The sequence below is a fragment of the Candidatus Alistipes pullistercoris genome (assembly GCF_027665465.1).
GTDB lineage: Bacteria > Bacteroidota > Bacteroidia > Bacteroidales > Rikenellaceae > Alistipes_A > Alistipes_A hominis.
Map to the genome: position 1 here is coordinate 365,613 of NZ_JAQDED010000001.1, position 19,928 is coordinate 385,540.

The 19,928-nt window shown below is 56.9% G+C and carries 20 protein-coding genes; 7 read left to right on the forward strand and 13 right to left on the reverse strand.

From position 1 onward, the window contains the following. Positions 1 to 160: 160 nt before the first annotated feature. The 10 genes from PGR91_RS01670 to PGR91_RS01715 all read right to left on the reverse strand — a co-directional run bounded on the left by PGR91_RS01670 (position 161) and on the right by PGR91_RS01715 (position 10,116). Positions 161 to 700 carry a hypothetical protein gene (locus tag PGR91_RS01670; protein WP_055202644.1) on the reverse strand — a complete coding sequence of 180 codons (540 nt, stop codon included), beginning with the start codon at positions 698 to 700 and terminating at the stop codon, positions 161 to 163. A 153-nt stretch (positions 701 to 853) separates the two neighbouring features. After that, positions 854 to 1,261 carry a hypothetical protein gene (locus PGR91_RS01675; protein ID WP_145996521.1) on the reverse strand — a complete coding sequence of 136 codons (408 nt, stop codon included), beginning with the start codon at positions 1,259 to 1,261 and terminating at the stop codon, positions 854 to 856. Positions 1,262 to 1,336: 75 nt separating this feature from the next. Beyond that, positions 1,337 to 3,568, reverse strand: a complete 2,232-nt coding sequence (locus tag PGR91_RS01680) for a penicillin-binding protein (RefSeq protein ID WP_118655487.1) — start codon at positions 3,566 to 3,568, stop codon at positions 1,337 to 1,339. Positions 3,569 to 3,574: 6 nt separating this feature from the next. Further along, entirely contained in the window at positions 3,575 to 3,997 is a 423-nt protein-coding gene (locus PGR91_RS01685) for an FtsL-like putative cell division protein (RefSeq protein ID WP_186965846.1), read from the reverse strand. Positions 3,998 to 4,316: 319 nt separating this feature from the next. Continuing rightward, entirely contained in the window at positions 4,317 to 5,765 is a 1,449-nt protein-coding gene (locus tag PGR91_RS01690) for a BACON domain-containing protein (protein WP_055202652.1), read from the reverse strand. A gap of 128 nt (positions 5,766 to 5,893) precedes the next feature. After that, positions 5,894 to 6,835 (reverse strand): malate dehydrogenase, encoded by a 942-nt coding sequence (mdh, locus tag PGR91_RS01695; protein WP_055202654.1) that lies wholly within the window; start codon positions 6,833 to 6,835, stop codon positions 5,894 to 5,896. Positions 6,836 to 6,893: 58 nt separating this feature from the next. Further along, positions 6,894 to 7,271 (reverse strand): glycine cleavage system protein GcvH, encoded by a 378-nt coding sequence (gene gcvH, locus PGR91_RS01700; RefSeq protein WP_055202656.1) that lies wholly within the window; start codon positions 7,269 to 7,271, stop codon positions 6,894 to 6,896. Positions 7,272 to 7,357: 86 nt separating this feature from the next. After that, positions 7,358 to 8,455 carry an endonuclease/exonuclease/phosphatase family protein gene (locus tag PGR91_RS01705; protein ID WP_118655491.1) on the reverse strand — a complete coding sequence of 366 codons (1,098 nt, stop codon included), beginning with the start codon at positions 8,453 to 8,455 and terminating at the stop codon, positions 7,358 to 7,360. Beyond that, positions 8,445 to 9,512, reverse strand: coding sequence for a glycosyltransferase family 9 protein (locus tag PGR91_RS01710; protein WP_228385747.1), 1,068 nt, complete (start codon positions 9,510 to 9,512; stop codon positions 8,445 to 8,447). The genes PGR91_RS01705 and PGR91_RS01710 overlap by 11 nt, the downstream gene beginning before the upstream one ends. Position 9,513: 1 nt before the next feature. Beyond that, entirely contained in the window at positions 9,514 to 10,116 is a 603-nt protein-coding gene (locus PGR91_RS01715) for a DUF4254 domain-containing protein (RefSeq protein ID WP_055202660.1), read from the reverse strand. A gap of 94 nt (positions 10,117 to 10,210) precedes the next feature. Here PGR91_RS01715 and PGR91_RS01720 point away from each other — a divergent pair, with 94 nt between their 5' ends. From PGR91_RS01720 to PGR91_RS01735, 4 genes are all read left to right on the forward strand, one after another. Next, the gene (locus PGR91_RS01720; protein ID WP_118655493.1) at positions 10,211 to 11,194 is read left to right on the forward strand and encodes a glucosaminidase domain-containing protein; all 984 of its coding nucleotides are present in this window, start codon (positions 10,211 to 10,213) and stop codon (positions 11,192 to 11,194) included. 50 nt (positions 11,195 to 11,244) lie between these two features. Then, the gene (locus PGR91_RS01725) at positions 11,245 to 11,934 is read left to right on the forward strand and encodes a hypothetical protein (protein ID WP_101571844.1); all 690 of its coding nucleotides are present in this window, start codon (positions 11,245 to 11,247) and stop codon (positions 11,932 to 11,934) included. Between the two features lie 74 nt (positions 11,935 to 12,008). Continuing rightward, a complete protein-coding gene (locus PGR91_RS01730) occupies positions 12,009 to 12,764 on the forward strand; it encodes a 3-keto-disaccharide hydrolase (protein ID WP_259336692.1) in 756 nt (251 codons plus the stop codon). A gap of 215 nt (positions 12,765 to 12,979) precedes the next feature. After that, positions 12,980 to 13,807, forward strand: a complete 828-nt coding sequence (locus PGR91_RS01735; RefSeq protein WP_101571846.1) for a sugar phosphate isomerase/epimerase family protein — start codon at positions 12,980 to 12,982, stop codon at positions 13,805 to 13,807. A gap of 78 nt (positions 13,808 to 13,885) precedes the next feature. On the opposite strand, the gene galE is transcribed toward PGR91_RS01735, so the two are convergent. The 3 genes from galE to PGR91_RS01750 are packed head-to-tail and all read right to left on the reverse strand — an operon-like array spanning position 13,886 to position 17,150. Next, complete coding sequence (galE, locus tag PGR91_RS01740) at positions 13,886 to 14,911, reverse strand: UDP-glucose 4-epimerase GalE (RefSeq protein WP_118655495.1); 1,026 nt, start codon at positions 14,909 to 14,911, stop codon at positions 13,886 to 13,888. Positions 14,912 to 14,926: 15 nt separating this feature from the next. Continuing rightward, entirely contained in the window at positions 14,927 to 16,219 is a 1,293-nt protein-coding gene (locus tag PGR91_RS01745; RefSeq protein ID WP_101571850.1) for an ABC transporter permease, read from the reverse strand. Further along, positions 16,212 to 17,150: an ABC transporter ATP-binding protein gene (locus PGR91_RS01750; RefSeq protein ID WP_101571852.1), complete on the reverse strand. Its 939-nt coding sequence runs from the start codon at positions 17,148 to 17,150 to the stop codon at positions 16,212 to 16,214. Before PGR91_RS01750 ends, PGR91_RS01745 begins: the two co-directional genes overlap by 8 nt. 235 nt (positions 17,151 to 17,385) lie before the next feature. On the opposite strand from PGR91_RS01750, the gene PGR91_RS01755 reads away from it, so the two are divergent. From PGR91_RS01755 to PGR91_RS01765, 3 genes are read left to right on the forward strand one after another with little or no spacing between them, the layout of a single operon-like run. After that, the gene (locus tag PGR91_RS01755) at positions 17,386 to 18,354 is read left to right on the forward strand and encodes a type I phosphomannose isomerase catalytic subunit (protein WP_101571853.1); all 969 of its coding nucleotides are present in this window, start codon (positions 17,386 to 17,388) and stop codon (positions 18,352 to 18,354) included. Between the two features lie 30 nt (positions 18,355 to 18,384). Next, positions 18,385 to 18,825, forward strand: coding sequence for a deoxycytidylate deaminase (locus PGR91_RS01760; RefSeq protein ID WP_055202678.1), 441 nt, complete (start codon positions 18,385 to 18,387; stop codon positions 18,823 to 18,825). Positions 18,826 to 18,857: 32 nt separating this feature from the next. Then, positions 18,858 to 19,925, forward strand: a complete 1,068-nt coding sequence (locus PGR91_RS01765) for a DUF4435 domain-containing protein (protein ID WP_118655497.1) — start codon at positions 18,858 to 18,860, stop codon at positions 19,923 to 19,925. Positions 19,926 to 19,928: the final 3 nt, after the last annotated feature.

Here is a 19,928-nt window from a genome sequence, read left to right on the forward strand (position 1 = left end):
CAGCAACGGACAAAATTACTATTTTTATTCATTTCCCGTAAAAAACGATCGTTTTTTAGCATTTTTTTCACATTCCGCCCCGAGCTTCCGCCGGACGCTCCCGAAAAGAAAAAGCCGGCCCGCCTTTCGGGGCGGACCGGCATCCGTGACTACACGGCGGTCAGACCAGTCCGACCGCCAGTTTGCCCTGCTCGGCGGAAAACCGCACGACGTCGGTAACCGGCTCGAAAGCGTGGGGAACGTACTGCGACACCTGCCCCATCGAGAACGAACCGCTCTCGGTCGCATACAGCGTCAGCAACAGGCTGCTCGATTTGTCGTTGCGTGGAATATTCACCAGGCGCTCCATATCGCCCGACGATACGGCGGCGCACAGGGCCGGCTTATCGGCAGCCTGATAATAGATTTCGTACCGGCGAATCCGTTCCCCGGTCGGTTTATAGACCGGCGCCGCGGAGCTGAACGTCACCCCGGCCTTGATGAACCCGACGATGGCAATCAGCCCCCCGACGAGCATCAGCATCGAAGAGAGGTTGCCGCGATCGACCATCGTATCGGAAGTCAGGCTCCAGACGGCCAGCGCGCTGCCGGCCAGAGCGACGATCAAGGCGATTACGGGACTTTTTCTGCGTTGAATGATATCTTCTGCGGCGACGCCGCTGTACAGCGTGTCGTCGATTACTTTAAAATCGTTGTTCATGATTCATTGTTTTATTCGGTGATTGATAAAATACGCGGCGGAATGCTCCCTCCGCCGGGGGAAACAACACCGGAAACCGTTCCGGAAAACCGTCGTACGGCCGACGCAACCGACTATGCCGGACGCCTGCACCGAACGTTCGATCGGAATCGGCTAAACAATGATTTTTCTGAGAAAAAAGACGTAATACCCCGTGTGCTGCAATGCCGCAAGCCAGCCGTCGAAACACCGCTGCTGGAATCGCAGCCGCGTCAGCGGTCCGCTGCTCACGACGCGGTTCTCAGACACCGCATTCGCACAAAAACGGAACAGGGACGACACCCGCGACACGGGCGTTTTAGTTACGAAAGAACAGAAACCGGAAGACCCCGGCGCCAAATCGCTCTGCAACGATGCGAAGACGAACCGGTGCAACTCTCCCGGCGGAGCGGCTTCGGTGATCTGGTCGCAAACCGTTTCGAGCGCCGGCGCGCATTCCGCGGCCGGACCGTCGCCGAAAATGCGCGGAACGATCACCGAAAGGGCCATTGCCAGTAAAAAGTATCGAAACAGTCTTCCCATAAAACTTACGCTGCGTTACAAAGATATCTTTTTTCCCGGAATTATACGAATCGGCTATTTCTTCTTGCTCGATTTTCAATCGCCGCGGCCCGAAGAAGCCACGGAATCTGCCGAGCTGTCCGCCTTTTTCTCCTTCAGGTAAATCCCCGGTTCCAACGGCGTACAGCCGAGTTCCAGCCGAATCAGCATTCCCCGGTGCACTTTCGTTCCGGCCGGGACGGACTGGAACTCGACGCCGCCGACCCCCGAAAACGCGACGACCATTCCACGGCGTTCCAGCAGATAAACGGCCTCCTTCAGGCCCATCCCGACCACCGAAGGCACTTCGTCCGACCATCCCTCGTAGCTTGTATACGCAATCCCGGCCGAATCGACGGCTTCCACTCCCCGCCAGTCGGTCCGTCCGCGCCGTCCTTCGTAACGGACGTCGAAACGATAAGCGACTTCACGCATTTCGTCGGCGCAACCGGCCTTGAGCCGGGGCTTTTCATCCGTTTTTTCCTTTCGCTGCGACAACGGATCCTGCCAAGCGGTATTTTTGGCGTACACCCGGTCGGCAATCGCCCGAAATACGGGCCCGGCCAGCGAAGCCCCGTAATAAAATCTCCGGTGTCCCGGAGCATTGTAAGTCTTGAGCGCGACCAGGCAACTGTACTTCGGATCGTCTTCGGGAAAATAGCCCACCATCGTCGCCAGGTAGTGCCGTCCGCCGTTGCGGTCGGTATAGCGCCCGTTCACCGGAATCTGCGCCGTACCGGTTTTGCCGCCCACCTTATAATAACGGCTTTTCAGGATGCGTCCCGTTCCCTCTTCCACGACGCCGCGCATCGCCGCGCGAACCTCTTTCAGCGTCTCGTCCGAGGCGATCGAAGAGACCATCGTTCGCGCCCGGTAGGTCCGCAACGTCTGCCCGTACTGCCTCAACTCTTTGACGAACAGCGGGCTCACCATCCGCCCGTCGTTGGCCACCGCATTGTAGAACGTCAGCGTTTTCATCGGGGTAAGCAGCAGCGCGTACCCGTAAGCCATGTTCGTCAGCGTCGTCCCGTCCCACCAGCGGTCTCCGGGCTTGCGGATCACAGGATTCTGGCCGCCGGCGATTTGCAGGTGGAGCGGCTCGTTCAAACCCATTTTATAGAGGTGTTCGACGAAGCGTTTCGGATCGTCCTTGTAATACTTATTCACCGCTTTGGCAAAACCGACGTTCGACGACTTTTCGAAAACGCCTTTCAACGTCAGCAAGCCGTAACCGTGCGTATCGGTCACTTTCGTGCGACCGATGATGGCCGTACCGTTGCCGGTATCGTATTTTTCGTCGAGACTGGCCCCGGCATCGTCGAGCAGCGTAATCAACGATGCCAGCTTTTGCGTGGAACCGGGCTCCATGTTCATCCCGATCGCGTAGTTGTAATCTTCGACGATGTTTCCCTCGCCCTTGCGGGTCAGGTTCGTGATCGCACGGATTTCGCCGGTGGAAACCTCCATCAGGATCGCCGTCCCCCAATCGGCCTGCATCGTTTCGAGCTGCTCTCGCAGCGCTTTCTCGGCCACGTCCTGGATATCGACGTCGAGCGTCGTCACCACGTCGATACCGTCCACCGGATCGACGTTCATCTCGTCGGGAACCGGAACCCGGAACGTTCCCGAAATACGCTGCATCAGCACGTTTCCGTCGATACCGTGCAGCACGCTATCGAAAGCGCCCTCGATACCGACTTTCGTCCCGGTCTGGTTCACCATGCCGATCGTGCGCTTGGCCATATCGCCGTGAGGCAGCAGCCGACGGCTGGTCTGCTTAGCGATGAAACCGCCCCGGTTCTGCCCCAGCCGGAATATCGGGAAACGGGCGATCTCTTTTATTTCCAAATGATTGACGCGTCGCGGGGACAGCAGCACGTAACGGTTTTTCCTCCGCTCCCGGAACGCATTGATCAATTTCAGCTTATAAGCGCTCTTGCTTTTGTCGCCGAAAAAATCGGACAGGCAATAAGCCAGCGAATCGACGTCGCGCAGGAAAATCGAATCGACCAGTCCGTTGGCGGCGAAGTCCATCCGCACTTCGTACTCCGGCACCGAAGTGGCCAGAATACGGCCGTCGCAGGCGAGGATATCGCCCCGGTCGGCTTCCATCGCCACCCGCTCGTAAGTGATAGTCGTCCCTTCGCTGCGCAACCGCCCGCTTTTGGGTCCGTACTGCAGATACAGGATCTTGCCCACGATCATCAGGCCGATGATGAAAAACAACACATAGAGCACCTGCACGCGATGCAATATTCCTTTTTTGATATCCGGTTTGCGTTCCTCCATACGGCGCTACTTGTCGATGATCTTCGGCGGGCTCACCAACTCATCGAGCGGAATGCCCCGCTCCTCCAGTTCGCGGATGATCTCGCTCTGCCGCGTGGCGATCATCCGCTGCGACGAAATGGTCAGCGACTGCGCACGCAGTTCCTTGACCCGCGCGGTCAGCCTTTCGTGCTGCCGGTGCAGCTTCTGCGTATGAAACCCGTTGGCGATATACAGAAACATCAGTACGGCCATAAACAACACGTACGGGTAGTGCTTCTGCACCTCCGCATCGGCCAGAATGCTCCCGGAGATCACCCGCCTCACATAGCGCTCGAACCGGGACGGACGCGACACGGGACGCGTCGACGGCTCCGGCTGTTTCGGCGATGCGGCGGCAGGTTCGGCAGCAACGGGCTCTTCTCCGGCGATTTCTTCTGGTTCGGCCATTTCACACGCATTTTAATGCAAAAGTAATCTTTTTTATCAAAAAGAGACGATCTCTCCGGGCCGTCCCGGCATATTACCGAACAGAAACCCTCCGCCGGTACTTCGGCGCGCGGCATCCATTCCGGAATGCGTTCACAGCCGAAACAGTCCGGCTTTTTCAGGAATCGTCCGTTTCGTACCGCACTCTGCTTCTTCTATTTTCTATCGTATTATTTTATAACGCAATAAGAAAGCGCGTCAGGGTATGCGAAAAACGGGGGCAAATACCCGGAAGGGCATCTGTCCCCCGATAAGGGAAACCGGTTTGTGCAACCGCCGTTTACGGCTTCATGTAGGAAAAAACGGCCGTGACCGGATAATGATCCGACAGATAATAATCCTTGCCGTCTTTCTGCACGCCGTAACAGTCGGTCAGCACCCGGTAACTCTGCGGGGCGTCGATGTTGCGGTACAGAATATGGTCGATAAACGCAGCCGAAGAACCGTTGTTATGGAAAGTCGGGGTCTGATCCATCGGGCTGAACGACTCGCGGGCCCCGGTCAGGTAGCCGGTCAGCGGGGCCATCGCAGCATTGGTATAGGCCACATTCAGATCTCCGGTAACGAATGTCGCCAGATCGTCGGCGCCGTATTTTTTCAGCCGGGCGACGATCAGTTCCGCCGAATTGCGCCGCGCGGTCGCCGACTTGTGATCGAAATGCGTATTCAGATAGAGAATTTCTTTGCCGGAATCCCGCTCGCGGAGCTTCACCCAGGTGGCAATCCGCCTGTAAGCCGCATCCCATCCGATCGACATCTGGTCGGGCGTCTCGCTGAGCCAGAAATTCCCGCTGGCAACCAATACAAAACGGTCTTTCCGGTAGAAAACGGACATGTATTCGCTGCTCTGCGGACTTCCGTCCCGGTCGATCCCGACCCGCGCATAGTTGCCCAGCCGCTCGTCGAGCGTATTCAGCACGTCGATCCGCGCCTCCTGCAAGCCGAACATATCGGGATTCTCTTCCCGCAGCATTTTCACGACGCCTTCCCGCCTCTCGTCCCAGGGGCGGGTGTTGGTCGTCTGAATATTAAACGTCATAACTTTCAACGAACGCGTCCCGTCGTCGTACCCGCGTTGAAGCACTGGCACGTCCGTCGCTTTTCCGGAAACGTCGGTAATCCGGATAACGGCTTTGCGTTCCGGCGTACTGGTTTGAGTCCCGTTCGTATTGGCCGCCACGTTGAACTTCACTTCAGACTTTTCCACATCGGACTTGCCCGAAGGAACCTGCGTAATCCATTTCGTCTGTCCGCCGGAAAGGTAGACAATGTCTACCCGGAAGGAAACGTTATGGGACACCGTCACCCGGATCACCGTATCGCAGTACTCCAGCTCGTGCTCCGTCGGGGTTACCTCGACCCCTTCCCCGGCAGGCTGACTTACGGCAATCGTCCGCGACTCGCCGCCGCAGGTTACCGTCACCGTAGCGTTACGGGCACCGAGCGACGGGTTGGTTTTCGCTTTCAGGGTGAACGAACTGCGTCCGGCCCGCCCGGACGCGGGCTCTACGGTCAACCAAGGTTCGCTCTCCGCTTCGGCATACGCAACCGCAGCCGACCATCTGTCGGGAGCCTCAATGTCCACCCGCTGGGAAAGCGAACCGGGCGTTATCGGCCAATCGCTAATCGACAGCCGAAAGGTATACGATTCTCCGTTTTTATCATCGGAACACTGCAGGGTCAGCGCACAAAACAGAACCGCCTGCAACCACAGGATCATTCGTTTCATCGTTCATTAAGTTTTAGGCGTATCCGGAGCGGCATTCCGTAAATGCTTTTTCCAGACAACGGATACTTTTTTTTTAAAAAATAAAGGCCGGCTTCCTGCCGGCCTTACCTGTCGAAACCGGAAGATATTTACAAAGCTTTTATCTCTTTCAGGATCGCATTCGTCTTGCGGACAGCCTCAGCGCTCTTTTCGAACAAGGCTTTTTCATCGGCATTCAGGTTCAGTTCGAGCACTTTCTCGACGCCGTTTTTACCCAGTACGACGGGTACGCCGATGCAGATATCCTGCTGGCCGTATTCGCCTTCGAGGTAAGCGCAGCACGGAACGACTTTTTTCTGGTCGCGGATGATCGACTCGACCACATAGGCTCCCGCAGCGCCCGGCGCGTACCATGCGGAAGTACCCAGCAGTTTGGTCAGCGTAGCGCCGCCCACCATCGTGTCGGCGACCACTTTCTCGACCTCTTCCTTGCTCAGCAGTTCGGTTACCGGCATACCTTTGTAGCTCGCTTTCGAATAAAGCGGAATCATCGTGGTGTCGCCGTGACCGCCGATCACCATGCCTTCGATTTCGTTCGAATTAGCGTTCAGCGCCTTGCTCAGATAGCATTTGAAACGGGCCGAATCCAGCGCGCCGCCCATACCGAACAACTGGTTCTTCGGCAGACCCGTCTTTTTCAGCGCCAAGTAGGTCATCGTATCCATCGGGTTGCTGATCATCACGATGATCGCTTTCGGAGAATATTTCAGGATATTGCCCACTACCGAAGCGACGATGCCGGCGTTCACGCCGATCAGCTCCTCGCGGGTCATGCCCGGCTTGCGCGGCATCCCCGACGTAACGACTACCACGTCCGAATTCGCCGTAGCGGCGTAATCGTTCGTAACGCCGGTCAGTTTGGTGTCGAAATCCATCAGCGTGGCCGTCTGGAAAATATCCAACATCTTGCCTTCCGAAACTCCTTCTTTAATGTCCAAGAGAACCAGCTCGTCGGCGATTTCCCTTGTAGCAATTACATTGGCACAGGTCGCACCCACGTTGCCCGCACCCACTACTGTTACTTTGCTCATACTTCAAATTTATTTTTTAAAAAAGTCCTTATCCATTCGTATCCGCGCAACCGGCGTCTCAGCCGATCAGCTTGCCGTAATCGTCCGCGCCGAGCAGCACGTTCAGCTCGGCGGGGTCCGTCATCCGGATCTTCACGATCCAGCCCTCCCCGTAAGGGTCCTTGTTGACCCGGTCGGGAGCGTCGTTCAACGCTTCGTTGAATTCGAGGATTTCTCCGCCGACCGGCAGGAACGCGTCGGAAACGGTTTTCACCGCTTCGATCGTACCGAACACCTCGTTCTGGGGCAGCGTCTCGCCGACCGTCGTGACATCGACAAAAACGATATCTCCTAATTGATTCTGTGCGAAATCGGTAATCCCGACATAGGCCTCGGCCCCCTCGACCCGTATCCACTCATGGTCTTTCGAATACTTCAAATTGGCTGGTATATTCATAACGGCAACAAACTTTTTATTTCCAGAACCCAAAGGTAGTTTTTTTTACGGATTCAGGCTACGAACTGTGAATTATTTCACACAAATTATTGCGAGCCCGCGCCGGCGGTATTTTCGAACACAACCCTCATCACGACCGGATTGTGATCGCTCGACCGGAAACCGAGCGGCAGCGTACGCACCGACAGGACACGGACGCCCGGAGAGACCAGAAAGAAATCGGTCAGCGTCGTCTGCGGCCGCTGCCGAGGTTCCCCGTCTTCCGGAACCGGCGTCCACGGAGCGTCCAGGTAACGCAGCGAAGGCGCGGAATCGTCGTACGCGAACCGGAATCCCGGCCCGAAAACCTGCGAATCGACCGCCTGAGGCACGAAAAATTCGTTGGAAAGTTCCTCCGGAGAAGGCGTATATCCGGGCGGATACTGATTCCAGTCGCCGCCGACCACCGAAACGACTCCGCGCGCGGCATCCCGTCGCAACATCCCGCCGAGAAAACGCATTTCGGCATCGCGCATCCCACCGGCATCGTAAGCCGTATTATGCGTATTGCCGATCAGCACCGTATCGCCGCCCGCCGTCCGGAACTGCAAGGCCAGCAAGCAGCGTTTCAGATTGAACAACCGCACCGGAAACGGAAAGGCCGACGGATACTGCACCCGTTGAGCTTGTAGCGGGACGACCCGCGAAAGCGTCACGAGCCCGCTCCCGACGCGTCCCATCGGACTTCGGAGCGGAATAGGCACCCACCACGCCCGGTAATTATAAGCGAACGACAGCACGTATCCCGGAAAAGCTGCGCGCAGCGAATCCACCTCCCGGATTCCGTAACTACGGTGCGAATCGCAGTCCACCTCCTGTAACAGCATGATATCGGCGTCCGCTTTCCGGAGCTCGGCGACGATATTCCGCAGGTTCTCCAACGTTCGCCGCCGGCTGTCCCTGACCCGCTTTCCGCCGTCGTAGAAAAAATCCATGTCGTCGCCCAGGCCCGCATACCCGATATTCCAACTGAGGACGGTCAGCGTATCGGGCAGAAAAACGGGTTCCGCCGTGTCGTAGATCACCGTTTCCCGGGCGTCGGGCCGGTACTCGGCGATCCACGATACGCCCAAAAATAGGACTGCCGCGACACAAATCGCGGCCGACGCCCAAACCGTTGCTTTAAAAGTTTTTCTAATCCGCATTCCCGGAGGGTATTTCCACGCCCAACCGACCGCATACCCGGCTTACGATCATCCCGGGCGTAATCTGACGCATACACCGGTAATCCCCGAACAGACAGGGTTTGTTGCCGTACACCGAACAGGGCCGGCACGGCATATCGACTTGAACGGCCAGCGCCGGGTCCTGGCCGAAACCGTAAAATCCCGCGAACGGATGGGTCGCCCCCCAGACGGACACCACCGGCAGCCCGACCAACGACGACATGTGCAGCCCCGAAGAGTCCATGCTCACCATCAGGTCCAGGTTCGAAATCAACTCCATTTCCTGACCGAGACGGATGCGCCCGATCACCGATACGATATTGTCCCGCAGCGCAGCCACCTCTTCGGCATACGCTTTTTCGGCATCCCCGCCCCCGAAAACGAAAATACGTGCGCCGGGAATACGGGCCAGCCGCAGCATCACCTCGCGCATCTTGTCGAGCGGATAAATTTTCCCTTCGTGCTGTGCGAAAGGCGAAACTCCGATCCATGTGCCGTCATGCGCGCCGGCCAACCGGGCCACCGCTTCCGACATCGGGTAACGGATGCGGCTCGGAAGAGGGATCTCGGGCAAATCGAACCCGAGCCGGACGAATACTTCGCGGTAACGTTCGACGGTCGTCTTCAATTGCACCCGCTGCTTGTTTTCCGGAGCCGTCAGCATTTTTTTTTCGGCCCGCCCTTTATCGATACGTTCGATCCGGGTGCCCCGCAGTTTCATCAGACGGCACAACCCCTTGCTGCGCAACACGTCGTGCAAATCGGCAACCATATCGAAACGGCCCAAATCGCGCCCCAGTCGCAACAGGCCGGCCACTCCCTTGTGCCGCCCTTTCAGATCGGGCGCGAAAAACTCGATGTTTCCGACTTCCCGGAAAAACGGCTGCAAAAATTTCGGAGTCAAAACGGTAATGCGCAGATTCGGATAGTTTCTGCGCAGGGCTACCAGTACCGGAGCGACCATCGCCACATCGCCCATCGCCGACAAACGGATCACCAGCAAACGCACGGAAGTCGACCGAGAAATTACCGCCATGTTATTTCGACGCGTACAGAACCGGATTCAACTCCGGATCGTTATACATTTTCATCTGTTTGTAAACCTTCATGTACTTACGCCCCGCGGCGATATCTTCGAGCAACTGGTCGATCGCCGCGGACAGGTCGTCCTGCTGCTGCCGCAGTACGGCCAGTTTTCGGCCGCACTCTTCGACATGTTGCAGTGATACATCTTTACGAGCCACCTCCTGCGCCATGTGATAAATTTTCAGCGCGAGAATCGACAAGCGGTCGATCGCCCAGGCCGGACTCTCGGTATTGACCGTCGCATTTTCCGCTACGGGAACGTCCTTATACAGATCGAGAAAATAACTGTCGATGTATTCCACCATGTCGGTGCGCTCCTGGTTCGAACGGTCGATGCGGCGTTTGATTTTCAGCGCGATTTCCGGATCGATGTGCGGATCGCGGATGATGTCCTCCAGGTGCCACTGAACCGTGTCGATCCAGTTTTTCAAATACAACAAATATTCGATCGACCCGTTTTTATAGGGATTGTCGATCGGCATATCCACCTTGTCAAAACGATGATAATCGGCAATGGCTTGTGAAAATATCTGATTGCTTTTTGTCGTAAACATAGGTTTTCCGTTAAAGTTACATACAAAGCTAAAGATTTTTGCGCAAATTCCAAGAAAATATTATTTTTGTCGGAAGCATTTACCGAACCCCGATATGAAGAATCTCAGACAAATCGTTCTGACTTTCGCGTTGCTCGCCGTCACGACCGCGTCAGCCGAAGGACAACAAAAACTGACCCGCGAGGCCTATATCCTGAAGTATAAACCGCTGGCGGTCGAACAGATGGATATTTACGGCATCCCGGCGAGCATCAAACTGGCCCAGGCGCTGTTCGAATCGGACAACGGCAATAGCCGTCTGGCCCGCGAGGCCAACAACCATTTCGGCATCAAGTGCAAAAGCAACTGGACGGGGCAGACCATCTCGCATACCGACGACGCCCCGGACGAATGTTTCCGCAAATACCCTTCGGTCGAGGAATCGTACAGGGATCATTCCGAGTTCTTGGACAAATCGGCCCGGTATCAGGACCTGTTCAAACTCGACCCCACGGATTATAAAGGCTGGGCCCACGGATTGCAGAAGGCCGGTTACGCCACCAACCCGCAATACGCCCAGCAACTGATCAAGATCATCGAAGACTACCAGCTCTTCCTGCTCGACGAAGGACAAGACGTCCGCATCGCGGAGAACGCCGCCCCCGTCGAAGAGCCCGTCGCAGAACCGATTCCGTCGGCGTCGCCCGCAGATATGGTAGACGTGGACAATTATTCGGTATCCATCCAGGGACGCAACGGCGGCCATACCGTGTACCGCAACAACGGCAGCCTGTTCATCGTCGTGCGCGACGGCGACAAGCTGGAAAGCGTAGCGTCGGAATTCCGGGTATCGCCCAAGAAGCTGGTCAAATACAACGACCTGGACATCCATTCGAACGTCAAAACCGGCGATATGATCTACATCCGGCCGAAAGCCAAACGCAGTTCGAACGGCAAGATGATCCACGTAGCCCGCGACGGAGAAACGCTGCACAGCATTTCGCAAATGTACGGCATCCGACTGAAGAGTCTGTGCAACATCAACCGCCGCAGCCGCGATTCGCAGGTGACCGAAGGCCAGCAGATCCGACTCATGTAAATACGACGAAACCCAAAATACCAAACCTTAACGATAACCTTAGCAAAATTATGGACGGTGACCCTGGCAGTATACGAAACGGCATCATCGAAAAACTGAGTAACAAAGCCTCGCTGAACCAGCAAGTGTTCGACAACACGTTCTCCGTGTTCGGCAACCTGAAAGAAGTCCTGCACGAAATGTCGTCGGAAATCGACGATACGCTCGAAGAGGCGGGCAAAGAGGCGCGGATCGAATACCGCGACCGCGGAAAATTCGAAGCGCAGTTGCAAATCGCGGACGACATCCTGATCTTCAGCATGCACAGCAACGTCTTCGAATTCAACCGCGAGCACATCATCTGGCAGAACTCTTACGTGCAACAGGCCCGCGAAAACTCCTACTGCGGGATGATCAACATCTACAACTTCCTGTCCGATTCGTTCCGGTACAACCGGAGCGCCGACGAAGGATACCTGATCGGACGGATCTTCATCAACCGCGAGATGCAGTATTTCGTCGAGGGGAAACGCCAGATCAGCATGCGGCACAACAGTTTCGGCACGCAGCGGATCGACCGGGCGGCGCTGCTGAACATCATCGAGAACGCGATCGACTATACGGTCGACTTCGACCTGCTGGTTCCGCCGTACGACGCGGTGAAAGTGGTCACGGTAGACCAGCTCAACACCAAGATCGAGAACTCGAAAATGCAGACCGGTAAACGACTCGGATATAAATTCAATTCCGACGATATTTAACGGCACGGATATTTCCGTGTAAGCTAACCCGTGCACGGGCACACCTGAGACCCGCGCACCCAAACCGATCCAAAATGACGACGATTTCGCTCTCGCTTCGCCACGCGGCGAACAAAACGGTTTTTGCGGCCTGTATAGCCGCTTTCTGCTGGATGCCGGAACCGCTCGGCGCACAATCCCCGTTCCCGGACGAAAATGTACCGGAAACCGGGTTCTTGGCCATTTTTGACGGCAAAACGCTGGACGGCTGGGAATACGACCCGGTTTACTGGCGCGTCGAAGGAGACCGCATGGTCGGCGAAGTGACGCCGGAAACGCTGTTGGAGCGCAATTCGTTCATCGTTTGGAAGGGCGGGACGCCAGCGGATTTCGAACTGAAAATGGAATACCGGGTCTCCCCGGAGGGCAACAGCGGAATCAACTACCGCAGCGTGAAAGTGCCCGGCGTCGCACACGCGCTGAAAGGATACCAACTGGATATCGACGGCCCCGGCCAGTGGACGGGACAGAATTACGAGGAACGCGGCCGCACCTTTCTGGCGCTGCGCGGACAGGCGACGCAGGCCGAACCCGGAAAAAAACCGCACGTAATCGGCTCGACCGGAGACAAAGACGCCCTTTTCGCCGAAATCGACCGCGACGGCTGGAACGCGTGCCACGTGATCGCCAAAGGCAACACGCTGATCCATCTGATCAACGGAAAGGTGATGAGCATTGTCGTGGACGGCGATCCGCACGAACGCACCCGCAAAGGACTGATCGGTATGCAGGTGCACGTAGGCCCCCCGATGAAGATCGAATTCCGGAACATCCGGCTCAAAACACGTTAACGCATCCGCAACGATTCCCCAAAACCCGCGCTATGAAAATCTCTCCGGTTATCCCCGCACCGCCTCCTGCCGTAACGATGACGGCGGGCGATCGTACCGGTTCCGAAAGCGCTGCTCCCGATTTTCCGAAAAACGGAAAACGGAAAGTCCGGGCCGAAGGGTTTGTCCCGATCCCCTGAACCCGATTCCCGAAAACCTTAACCAATCAAATAATCATGAAAAAAATCAATTTCATCACGTTATTTTCCGCCGCGGCGCTGCTGCTGGGAACGTGCACGGCATCGGCCCAATTCGTAACGAAACACGGTTCGGAAGATTTCAAAATCGGCGTCGCCGGCTTTTCGTTCCGCAATTTCAACATCGACGAAACCCTGAAGATGATGAAGCAGATGGGAGTCAAATACATGAGCGTAAAAGATTTCCACCTGCCGATGAACAGCACTACCGAACAGATGGAAGCCTTCAAGGCGAAGCTGGCGGCAGCCGACGTGAACGGCTACATCCTCGGCCCGATCTACATGAACTCGAAAGCCGACGCAGACCGCGCGTTCGAATACGTGAAACGCTACGGCGCCGACATTTTCATCGGGGTTCCGGCCTACGAGCTGCTGCCTTACGTCAACGAAAAGATCAAGGAATACAATGTCCGGATGGCGATCCATACGCACGGCCCCGATACCCAAACATTCCCGGACGCCGCCGACGTGATGGCGCACATCAAAGACCTCGACCCGCGCATTGGGATCTGCATCGACCTGGGACACACGGCGCGCTTCGGAGCGAGCTGCGTGAACGACCTGAAAAAGTACAAAGACCGCATCTACGACATCCACATCAAAGACGAGACCGAAGCGTCGAAAGCGGGCCAGACCTGGGAAATGGGACGCGGGATCATGGACATTCCGGCAATCGTCAAAACGCTGCGCAAGATCGGCTATACCGGAGTGGTCAGCCTCGAATTCGAAAAGGACGGCAAAAACCCGCTGCCCGGCGTGGCCGAATCGATCGGCTACCTGCGCGGAGTCTGCGACGCCACCAAATAGCGAACCGGACTTCTCCAGCGAACGAAAAAACCGCCGCATTTTTATGCGGCGGTTTTTTCGTTTTCGAATCCCGTCCTTCTACTTCATCCCGCGCAAGTGCTTTTCCCAGGCCCAGGCCGAAGCGAGCGTCTCCTCGATCGGACGCGTGGCTTTCCACCCCAGTTCCCGGTTCGCAAACGTGGTGTCGGCCCAGATCTTTTCGATATCTCCGGCCCGGCGGCCGACGATCTTGTGCGGCACTTCGACTCCGGTGACTTTTTCGAACGTTTCGACCAGTTCGATCACCGAACGCCCCCGACCGGTGCCCACGTTGAAAAACTCGTAATTCGACCGGCTCTTGCCGCCGACCATCCGGTCGACCGCCACCACATGCGCGCGGGCCAGGTCGACCACGTCGATATAGTCCCGGACAGCCGAACCGTCCGACGTATCGTAATCGTCCCCGAAAATACTCAGGCACGGCCGAATCCCGGCCGCCGTCTGCGTAATAAACGGAACGAGGTTGCCAGGAATCCCTTTCGGAAGCTCCCCGATCAACGCCGACGGATGCGCCCCGATCGGGTTGAAATAACGCAGCGCGATGCCGTACAGCTCCCCGTACGCCGCCGTCGTGTCGCGCAGGATATCTTCGCATATCTGCTTGGTATTCCCGTAAGGCGATGTGGCCGGTTGACGCGGGGTCTGCTCGGTCACGGGCAGCACTTCGGGTTGCCCGTACACGGTGCACGACGATGAGAAAACGATGTTGCGGACGCCCTTTTCGCGCATCAGTTCCAGCACGTTCACCAGCGACAGGATGTTGTTGCGATAATACAACAGCGGTTTTTCGACCGATTCGCCGACGGCCTTCGACGCCGCGAAATGAATGACCGAATTGAATTTGTACTTGTCGAACACCCCGGCGAGCGCAGCCTTATCGTCGCAGTCGACCTGCTCGAACGGGATCTCCGCGCCGGTAATTTCACGCACGCCGTCCACCGCCGCCCGTTCGGAATTCGAAAGGTTGTCGACCACGACCACGTCGTACCCCGCCGCGATCAGCTCGACCGCCGTATGGGTTCCTATATACCCGGCTCCGCCGGTTACCAATACACACTCTTTCATTGGACTACAATTTAATTATCCTTTATATTTTATCCATTTGTACAACTCTGCGAATCCGGGCTTCTTGCCGTACATGAAAATCCCCACCCGGTAAATTTTGCCGGCCACCCACACCATCGAAAGGAAACTGCCGTAAAGCAACGCGACCGACAGCGCCAACTGCCACGCAGGCACTCCGTACGGAATGCGCGCCATCATCACGATCGGCGAGGTGAACGGGATGATGCTGCACCAAACGGACAGCGTCCCGTTCGGGTTCTGCATCGTGGTGAACATCACGACGATCGCGAAAACCAGCGGAATCGTGGCCGGCATCTGCAACTGCTGGGCGTCCTGCGCGTTGTCGACGGCGCTGCCGACCGCCGCGAAAATCGCCGCATAGAGCAGGTAGCCGCCGACGAAATAAACCAGGAAACCGCCGAACAATTTCAGCAGGAAACCGCCGTCGGTTACCTGCCGGATCGCCGCAAGCGTACCGGCGTCCATTTGCGGCACAACCCCGGGTACGGCCGCGCTCCGGATCAACGCGTCGGGCGTCAGCAGGTGCAGGGCGGCCGTTCCCAGCGCCAGGATCAGCGCAACCCAGATCAGGAACTGCACCAACGCGACCGACGCGATGCCGAGGATTTTGCCGAGCATCAGTTCGAACGGCCTGACCGACGAAACGATGATCTCCAACACCCGCGAGTTTTTCTCTTCGATCACGCCGTGCATGACCATCACGCCGTACATGAAAACGAACATGTAGATCAGGAACCCGAACAGATAGGAAGCGGTCATCGACAGGACGCCGGAACTGGCCCGTCGTTCCCCGGTATCGTGCCGTTGAAAAGTCTGCATCGAAACGTCCGTTTTGACCTCCTGCATGATCTGAGACAGGTTCCGGATATCGTGCGCTTCGAGTTTCCGCTTTTCGATAATCCTGCCCAACTGCGACTTCAGATCGTTTTCAACGTCGAACGTCAGGGCTTCTTTCGTATAGAGACGGACATCCCCGGGATCGGACAGAACGTCCTCACCGATAACCAGGTAGTTGTACCGGTTTCCCGGTGCGCCGAGCTCGTCTTCGGACAAGTCGGTAGGCGTCAACTTCAGCAGCGCGCCGCTTTGCAACTGCGGGGCGATCCAACCGCTGCGGTCGAGCACCAGGATCTCCAACTGCCGGCTTCCGCCGACCTTGTTCAGCAGTACCGGCGCCACCATCAGGACGACCATCAACAGCGGCGTCAACACGGTCGTCAGGATAAACGTCCGTTTCCGCACCCGCTGGTTGAATTCGCGACCGATAATCAATCCTATCTTACTCATGGTCGGTTTGTTCAAGTTGTCCGTTGACTGCCCGGATAAAAATGTCGTTCATCCCGGGGATCACTTCCGAAAAGCCGTGCAGTTCGGTTCGTTCGTTCAGCAGCCCGATCAGCGGACGCACGGCGTCCGGCGAGACGAGCCGCACTTCGGCCGTATGATACGGCGCCCCGCGTTTTATGCCGAGCACCGAACAGTAAGGCTGCAGCTCCTGCTGCGACAGCGCCGCCGGGTCGCCCGCGAAATCGATCCGGAAAACGGATTCGCCGTACCGGCGGCGAATTTCGCCGACAGCGCCGCTCAGGACGTTGCGCGAACGGTCTATCAGCGTGATATGGTCGCAGATCTCTTCGACCGACGACATGTTGTGCGTCGAAAAAATCACCGTCGCCCCGCTGTCGCGCAGCGCAAGGATTTCGTTTTTCAGCAGGTTGGCGTTGATCGGGTCGAAGCCGCTGAACGGTTCGTCGAAAATCAGCAAGGCCGGTCGGTGCAATACCGTGATGATGAACTGGATCTTCTGCGCCATCCCCTTACTGAGCTCCTCCACCTTCCGGTCCCACCACTCGGCGATCCCGAATTTTTCAAACCACGCCCTCAGGCGCTCCGTCGCTTCCCGCTTCGAAAGACCTTTGAGCTGCGCGAAATAGAGCGCCTGTTCGCCGACGCGCATTTTTTTATACAATCCGCGCTCTTCGGGCAGGTAGCCGATCCGGTAAATGTCGTCGGGAGCGAGCGGCCGTCCGTCGAAAAACACCCGGCCGCTATCGGGCGCCGTGATCCGGTTGATGATGCGGATCAGCGTCGTCTTGCCCGCGCCGTTCGGCCCGAGCAACCCGTAAACCGCCCCCCGCGGAACTTCCAAAGACACGTCGTCGAGCGCCGTATGAGCGGCGTAACGCTTGGTGACCTGTTCTACCCGTAACAAACACATGGCGGATGCGAGGTTAAAATAATCCGAAAATAATCGCCGGCACGCCTCACGGTATCGGGCTGATTGCCACATAAGTCCGCACTTGCGACCCGCCGCCGCGAACCGGCAGCGGGAACAAAGGTATGAAAAGTTGCCATAATTTGTTAAATTTGTCGTTAAAATTCAGGGCTTTGTCTGCCGTTGCGTTCTCCGTTCCGGGGAACCGTCCGCAGCCGGGCTCGCTAAAACGTTGCGAATGCTGTATCCGTTAAAATTCAGGCCTCGGCCGAAAGAGCGTATCTGGGGGGGGCGGCGGCTGTCCGAAAAACTCGGAAAACGGCTGCCCCGGGAGCGTACGATCGGCGAAAGTTGGGAAATTTCCGGCCTCGACGGCGACGTATCCGTCGTCGGCAACGGCATACTGGCCGGAAACAACCTCGAAGAGTTGATCGAAGTCTATATGGGCGATCTGGTAGGCGACAAAATTTACGAGAAATTCGGCCTGCAGTTTCCGCTGCTGATCAAATACATCGATGCGCAGGACAAACTCTCGGTGCAGGTGCATCCGGACGACGCCCTGGCGGCGAAACGGTACGGCGGTTACGGTAAATCCGAAATGTGGTACGTCCTGGACTGCGATCCGGGAGCCGAGCTTTACTTGGGATTCGACGGGGACGTATCGCGCGAACGCTATGCGGAACACGTGGAGCGCGGCACGCTACCCGAAATTCTTTCTCGTCCGAAAGTAAGCCCCGGAGACGCATTCTTCATTCCGGCAGGCACGATCCACGCCATCGGCAAGGGAATCCTGCTGGCCGAAATCCAGCAGGCTTCGGACGTCACCTACCGGATTTACGACTGGGGACGCACGGACGCTTCGGGTAAAGGGCGCGAACTGCATACCGACCTGGCCGCCGACGCGATCCGTTTCGACAACGACATCCCGTACCGTATCACCGCCGAACCGCGGACGAACGAAGCGGTTCCGCTGAAAAGATCGCCTTACTTCACCGTCAACCTGATCGGACTGGACGGCGCGGTCGAACGCAACCACGTGGAGCGCGATTCGTTCGTCGTCTACATGTTGACCGAAGGACGGGCGACGCTCGGCTGGGAAGGCGGCTCCGAAACCGTCAAAAAAGGCGAGACCCTACTGGTACCTGCCTGCATCGAGGAGGTAACGCTGACCGGACAGGGAAAACTGCTGGAAATTTACATCGAATAAAAACTGAAACGGCATACACGACATCTTTTTATGGGATACCAGGAAGAAAAACAACGTCAGCTCGACATTCGTTACATCAAAATGGCCCGGATCTGGGCCGAAAACTCCTACTGCGTCCGCCGGCAGGTAGGCGCCCTGCTGGTCAAGAACAAGATGATCATCTCGGACGGTTACAACGGCACGCCGGCCGGATTCGAGAACATCTGCGAGGACGAGGCCGGCAAGACCAAACCCTACGTTCTGCACGCCGAAGCGAACGCGATCACCAAGGTGGCCAAATCGAACAACAGCAGCGAAGGCTCGACGCTGTACGTCACGTCGTCGCCCTGCATCGAATGTTCGAAACTGATTATTCAGAGCGGCATCCGCCGCGTAGTCTACTGCGACGACTACCATTCGACCGACGGTCTCGACCTGTTGCAGCGCGTCGGGATCGAAGTGGTGCGGGTGACGCTGCCGGAAGAACGGTAACGCATCGGCCTTTATCCAAACCGAACCCGAATATGAAAAAACGCAGGAAAGAACGGCAGGCAATACGACTCCAGGAACCGGCCAAAACGGTTCCGATGGTTTCCCGTTACGCGAACGGCGCGTATCGGCTGATCCGCGTGTTCGTCGAAGGGTACGACGACGTGGCGTTCTGGCGCAGCATCTTCGACGACTACGAAACCGAGCGGCTGAAGTTCGAAATCAGCGTCCCGTTGCGCGACGACCTGGCAAAAGGCAAAAAAGTCCTGCTGGCGATGATCGACGAGCGCGACCGGGATACGATCCTGTGCATGGACAGCGACTTCGACTACCTGTTCAAAAACTTCAACGACCAGTCGCGGCTGGTGAACAACACCCCGAGGCTGTTCCACACCTACGCCTATGCGACCGAAAATTTCCTGTGCCACCCCCCGTCGCTGCATAAGGTGTGCGTCAAAGCGACCAAAAACGATACGCTGATCTTCAACTTCGAAAAGTTCATGACCGCTTATTCGCGGACGATCTACCCGTTGTTCCTGTGGTACGCCTACTCCGCCCGCCGCAAAAGCGAAAAGGCCTTTTCGTTGCTCGACTTCCGCAGCAGCGTCCGGCTCAACTACCTCGATTTGCGCGACGACGGCGCCGAAACGCTGCACTGGCTCGGCCGTCAGGTCGAAAAGCGTCTCCGAACGTTGGAAGCCAACCATCCGACCTGGATCGGCGAAGTGGCCGCTTTCGGGCGCCATATCCGGCAGTTCGGCGTCGAAACCGACAATGTCTATTTTTTCATGCAGGGCCATACGCTGCTGGACAACGTGGTGCTGATCCTTCTGCACACCGTTTGCGAACGGCTGCGGGACATGACCGTCGAACGGATCACTTCGGGAACCAAGCAGGGCGTGTCATTGAAAAACGAACTGAGCAATTACAACAACTCGTTGCGCAACGTGCGCGAGGTACTGCTCGACAACGAACAGTATAAGGAGTGTTTCCTGTATAAAAAACTGAAAAAAGACATCGAACTGTATATTCAACAACTGATCGCGGAGGACGAAGCCGGCCGTCGGCCGGCCGACGCTCCGGACGATCGGGCAATCAGATAGACT

Coding starts and splice junctions, on each gene's coding strand:
- PGR91_RS01670 (WP_055202644.1), bottom strand. CDS start 700: ATGAACAACGATTTTAAAGTAATCGACGACACGCTGTACAGCGGCGTC.
- PGR91_RS01675 (WP_145996521.1), bottom strand. CDS start 1,261: ATGGGAAGACTGTTTCGATACTTTTTACTGGCAATGGCCCTTTCGGTG.
- PGR91_RS01680 (WP_118655487.1), bottom strand. CDS start 3,568: ATGGAGGAACGCAAACCGGATATCAAAAAAGGAATATTGCATCGCGTG.
- PGR91_RS01685 (WP_186965846.1), bottom strand. CDS start 3,997: ATGGCCGAACCAGAAGAAATCGCCGGAGAAGAGCCCGTTGCTGCCGAA.
- PGR91_RS01690 (WP_055202652.1), bottom strand. CDS start 5,765: ATGAAACGAATGATCCTGTGGTTGCAGGCGGTTCTGTTTTGTGCGCTG.
- mdh (WP_055202654.1), bottom strand. CDS start 6,835: ATGAGCAAAGTAACAGTAGTGGGTGCGGGCAACGTGGGTGCGACCTGT.
- gcvH (WP_055202656.1), bottom strand. CDS start 7,271: ATGAATATACCAGCCAATTTGAAGTATTCGAAAGACCATGAGTGGATA.
- PGR91_RS01705 (WP_118655491.1), bottom strand. CDS start 8,455: ATGCGGATTAGAAAAACTTTTAAAGCAACGGTTTGGGCGTCGGCCGCG.
- PGR91_RS01710 (WP_228385747.1), bottom strand. CDS start 9,512: ATGGCGGTAATTTCTCGGTCGACTTCCGTGCGTTTGCTGGTGATCCGT.
- PGR91_RS01715 (WP_055202660.1), bottom strand. CDS start 10,116: ATGTTTACGACAAAAAGCAATCAGATATTTTCACAAGCCATTGCCGAT.
- PGR91_RS01720 (WP_118655493.1), top strand. CDS start 10,211: ATGAAGAATCTCAGACAAATCGTTCTGACTTTCGCGTTGCTCGCCGTC.
- PGR91_RS01725 (WP_101571844.1), top strand. CDS start 11,245: ATGGACGGTGACCCTGGCAGTATACGAAACGGCATCATCGAAAAACTG.
- PGR91_RS01730 (WP_259336692.1), top strand. CDS start 12,009: ATGACGACGATTTCGCTCTCGCTTCGCCACGCGGCGAACAAAACGGTT.
- PGR91_RS01735 (WP_101571846.1), top strand. CDS start 12,980: ATGAAAAAAATCAATTTCATCACGTTATTTTCCGCCGCGGCGCTGCTG.
- galE (WP_118655495.1), bottom strand. CDS start 14,911: ATGAAAGAGTGTGTATTGGTAACCGGCGGAGCCGGGTATATAGGAACC.
- PGR91_RS01745 (WP_101571850.1), bottom strand. CDS start 16,219: ATGAGTAAGATAGGATTGATTATCGGTCGCGAATTCAACCAGCGGGTG.
- PGR91_RS01750 (WP_101571852.1), bottom strand. CDS start 17,150: ATGTGTTTGTTACGGGTAGAACAGGTCACCAAGCGTTACGCCGCTCAT.
- PGR91_RS01755 (WP_101571853.1), top strand. CDS start 17,386: ATGCTGTATCCGTTAAAATTCAGGCCTCGGCCGAAAGAGCGTATCTGG.
- PGR91_RS01760 (WP_055202678.1), top strand. CDS start 18,385: ATGGGATACCAGGAAGAAAAACAACGTCAGCTCGACATTCGTTACATC.
- PGR91_RS01765 (WP_118655497.1), top strand. CDS start 18,858: ATGAAAAAACGCAGGAAAGAACGGCAGGCAATACGACTCCAGGAACCG.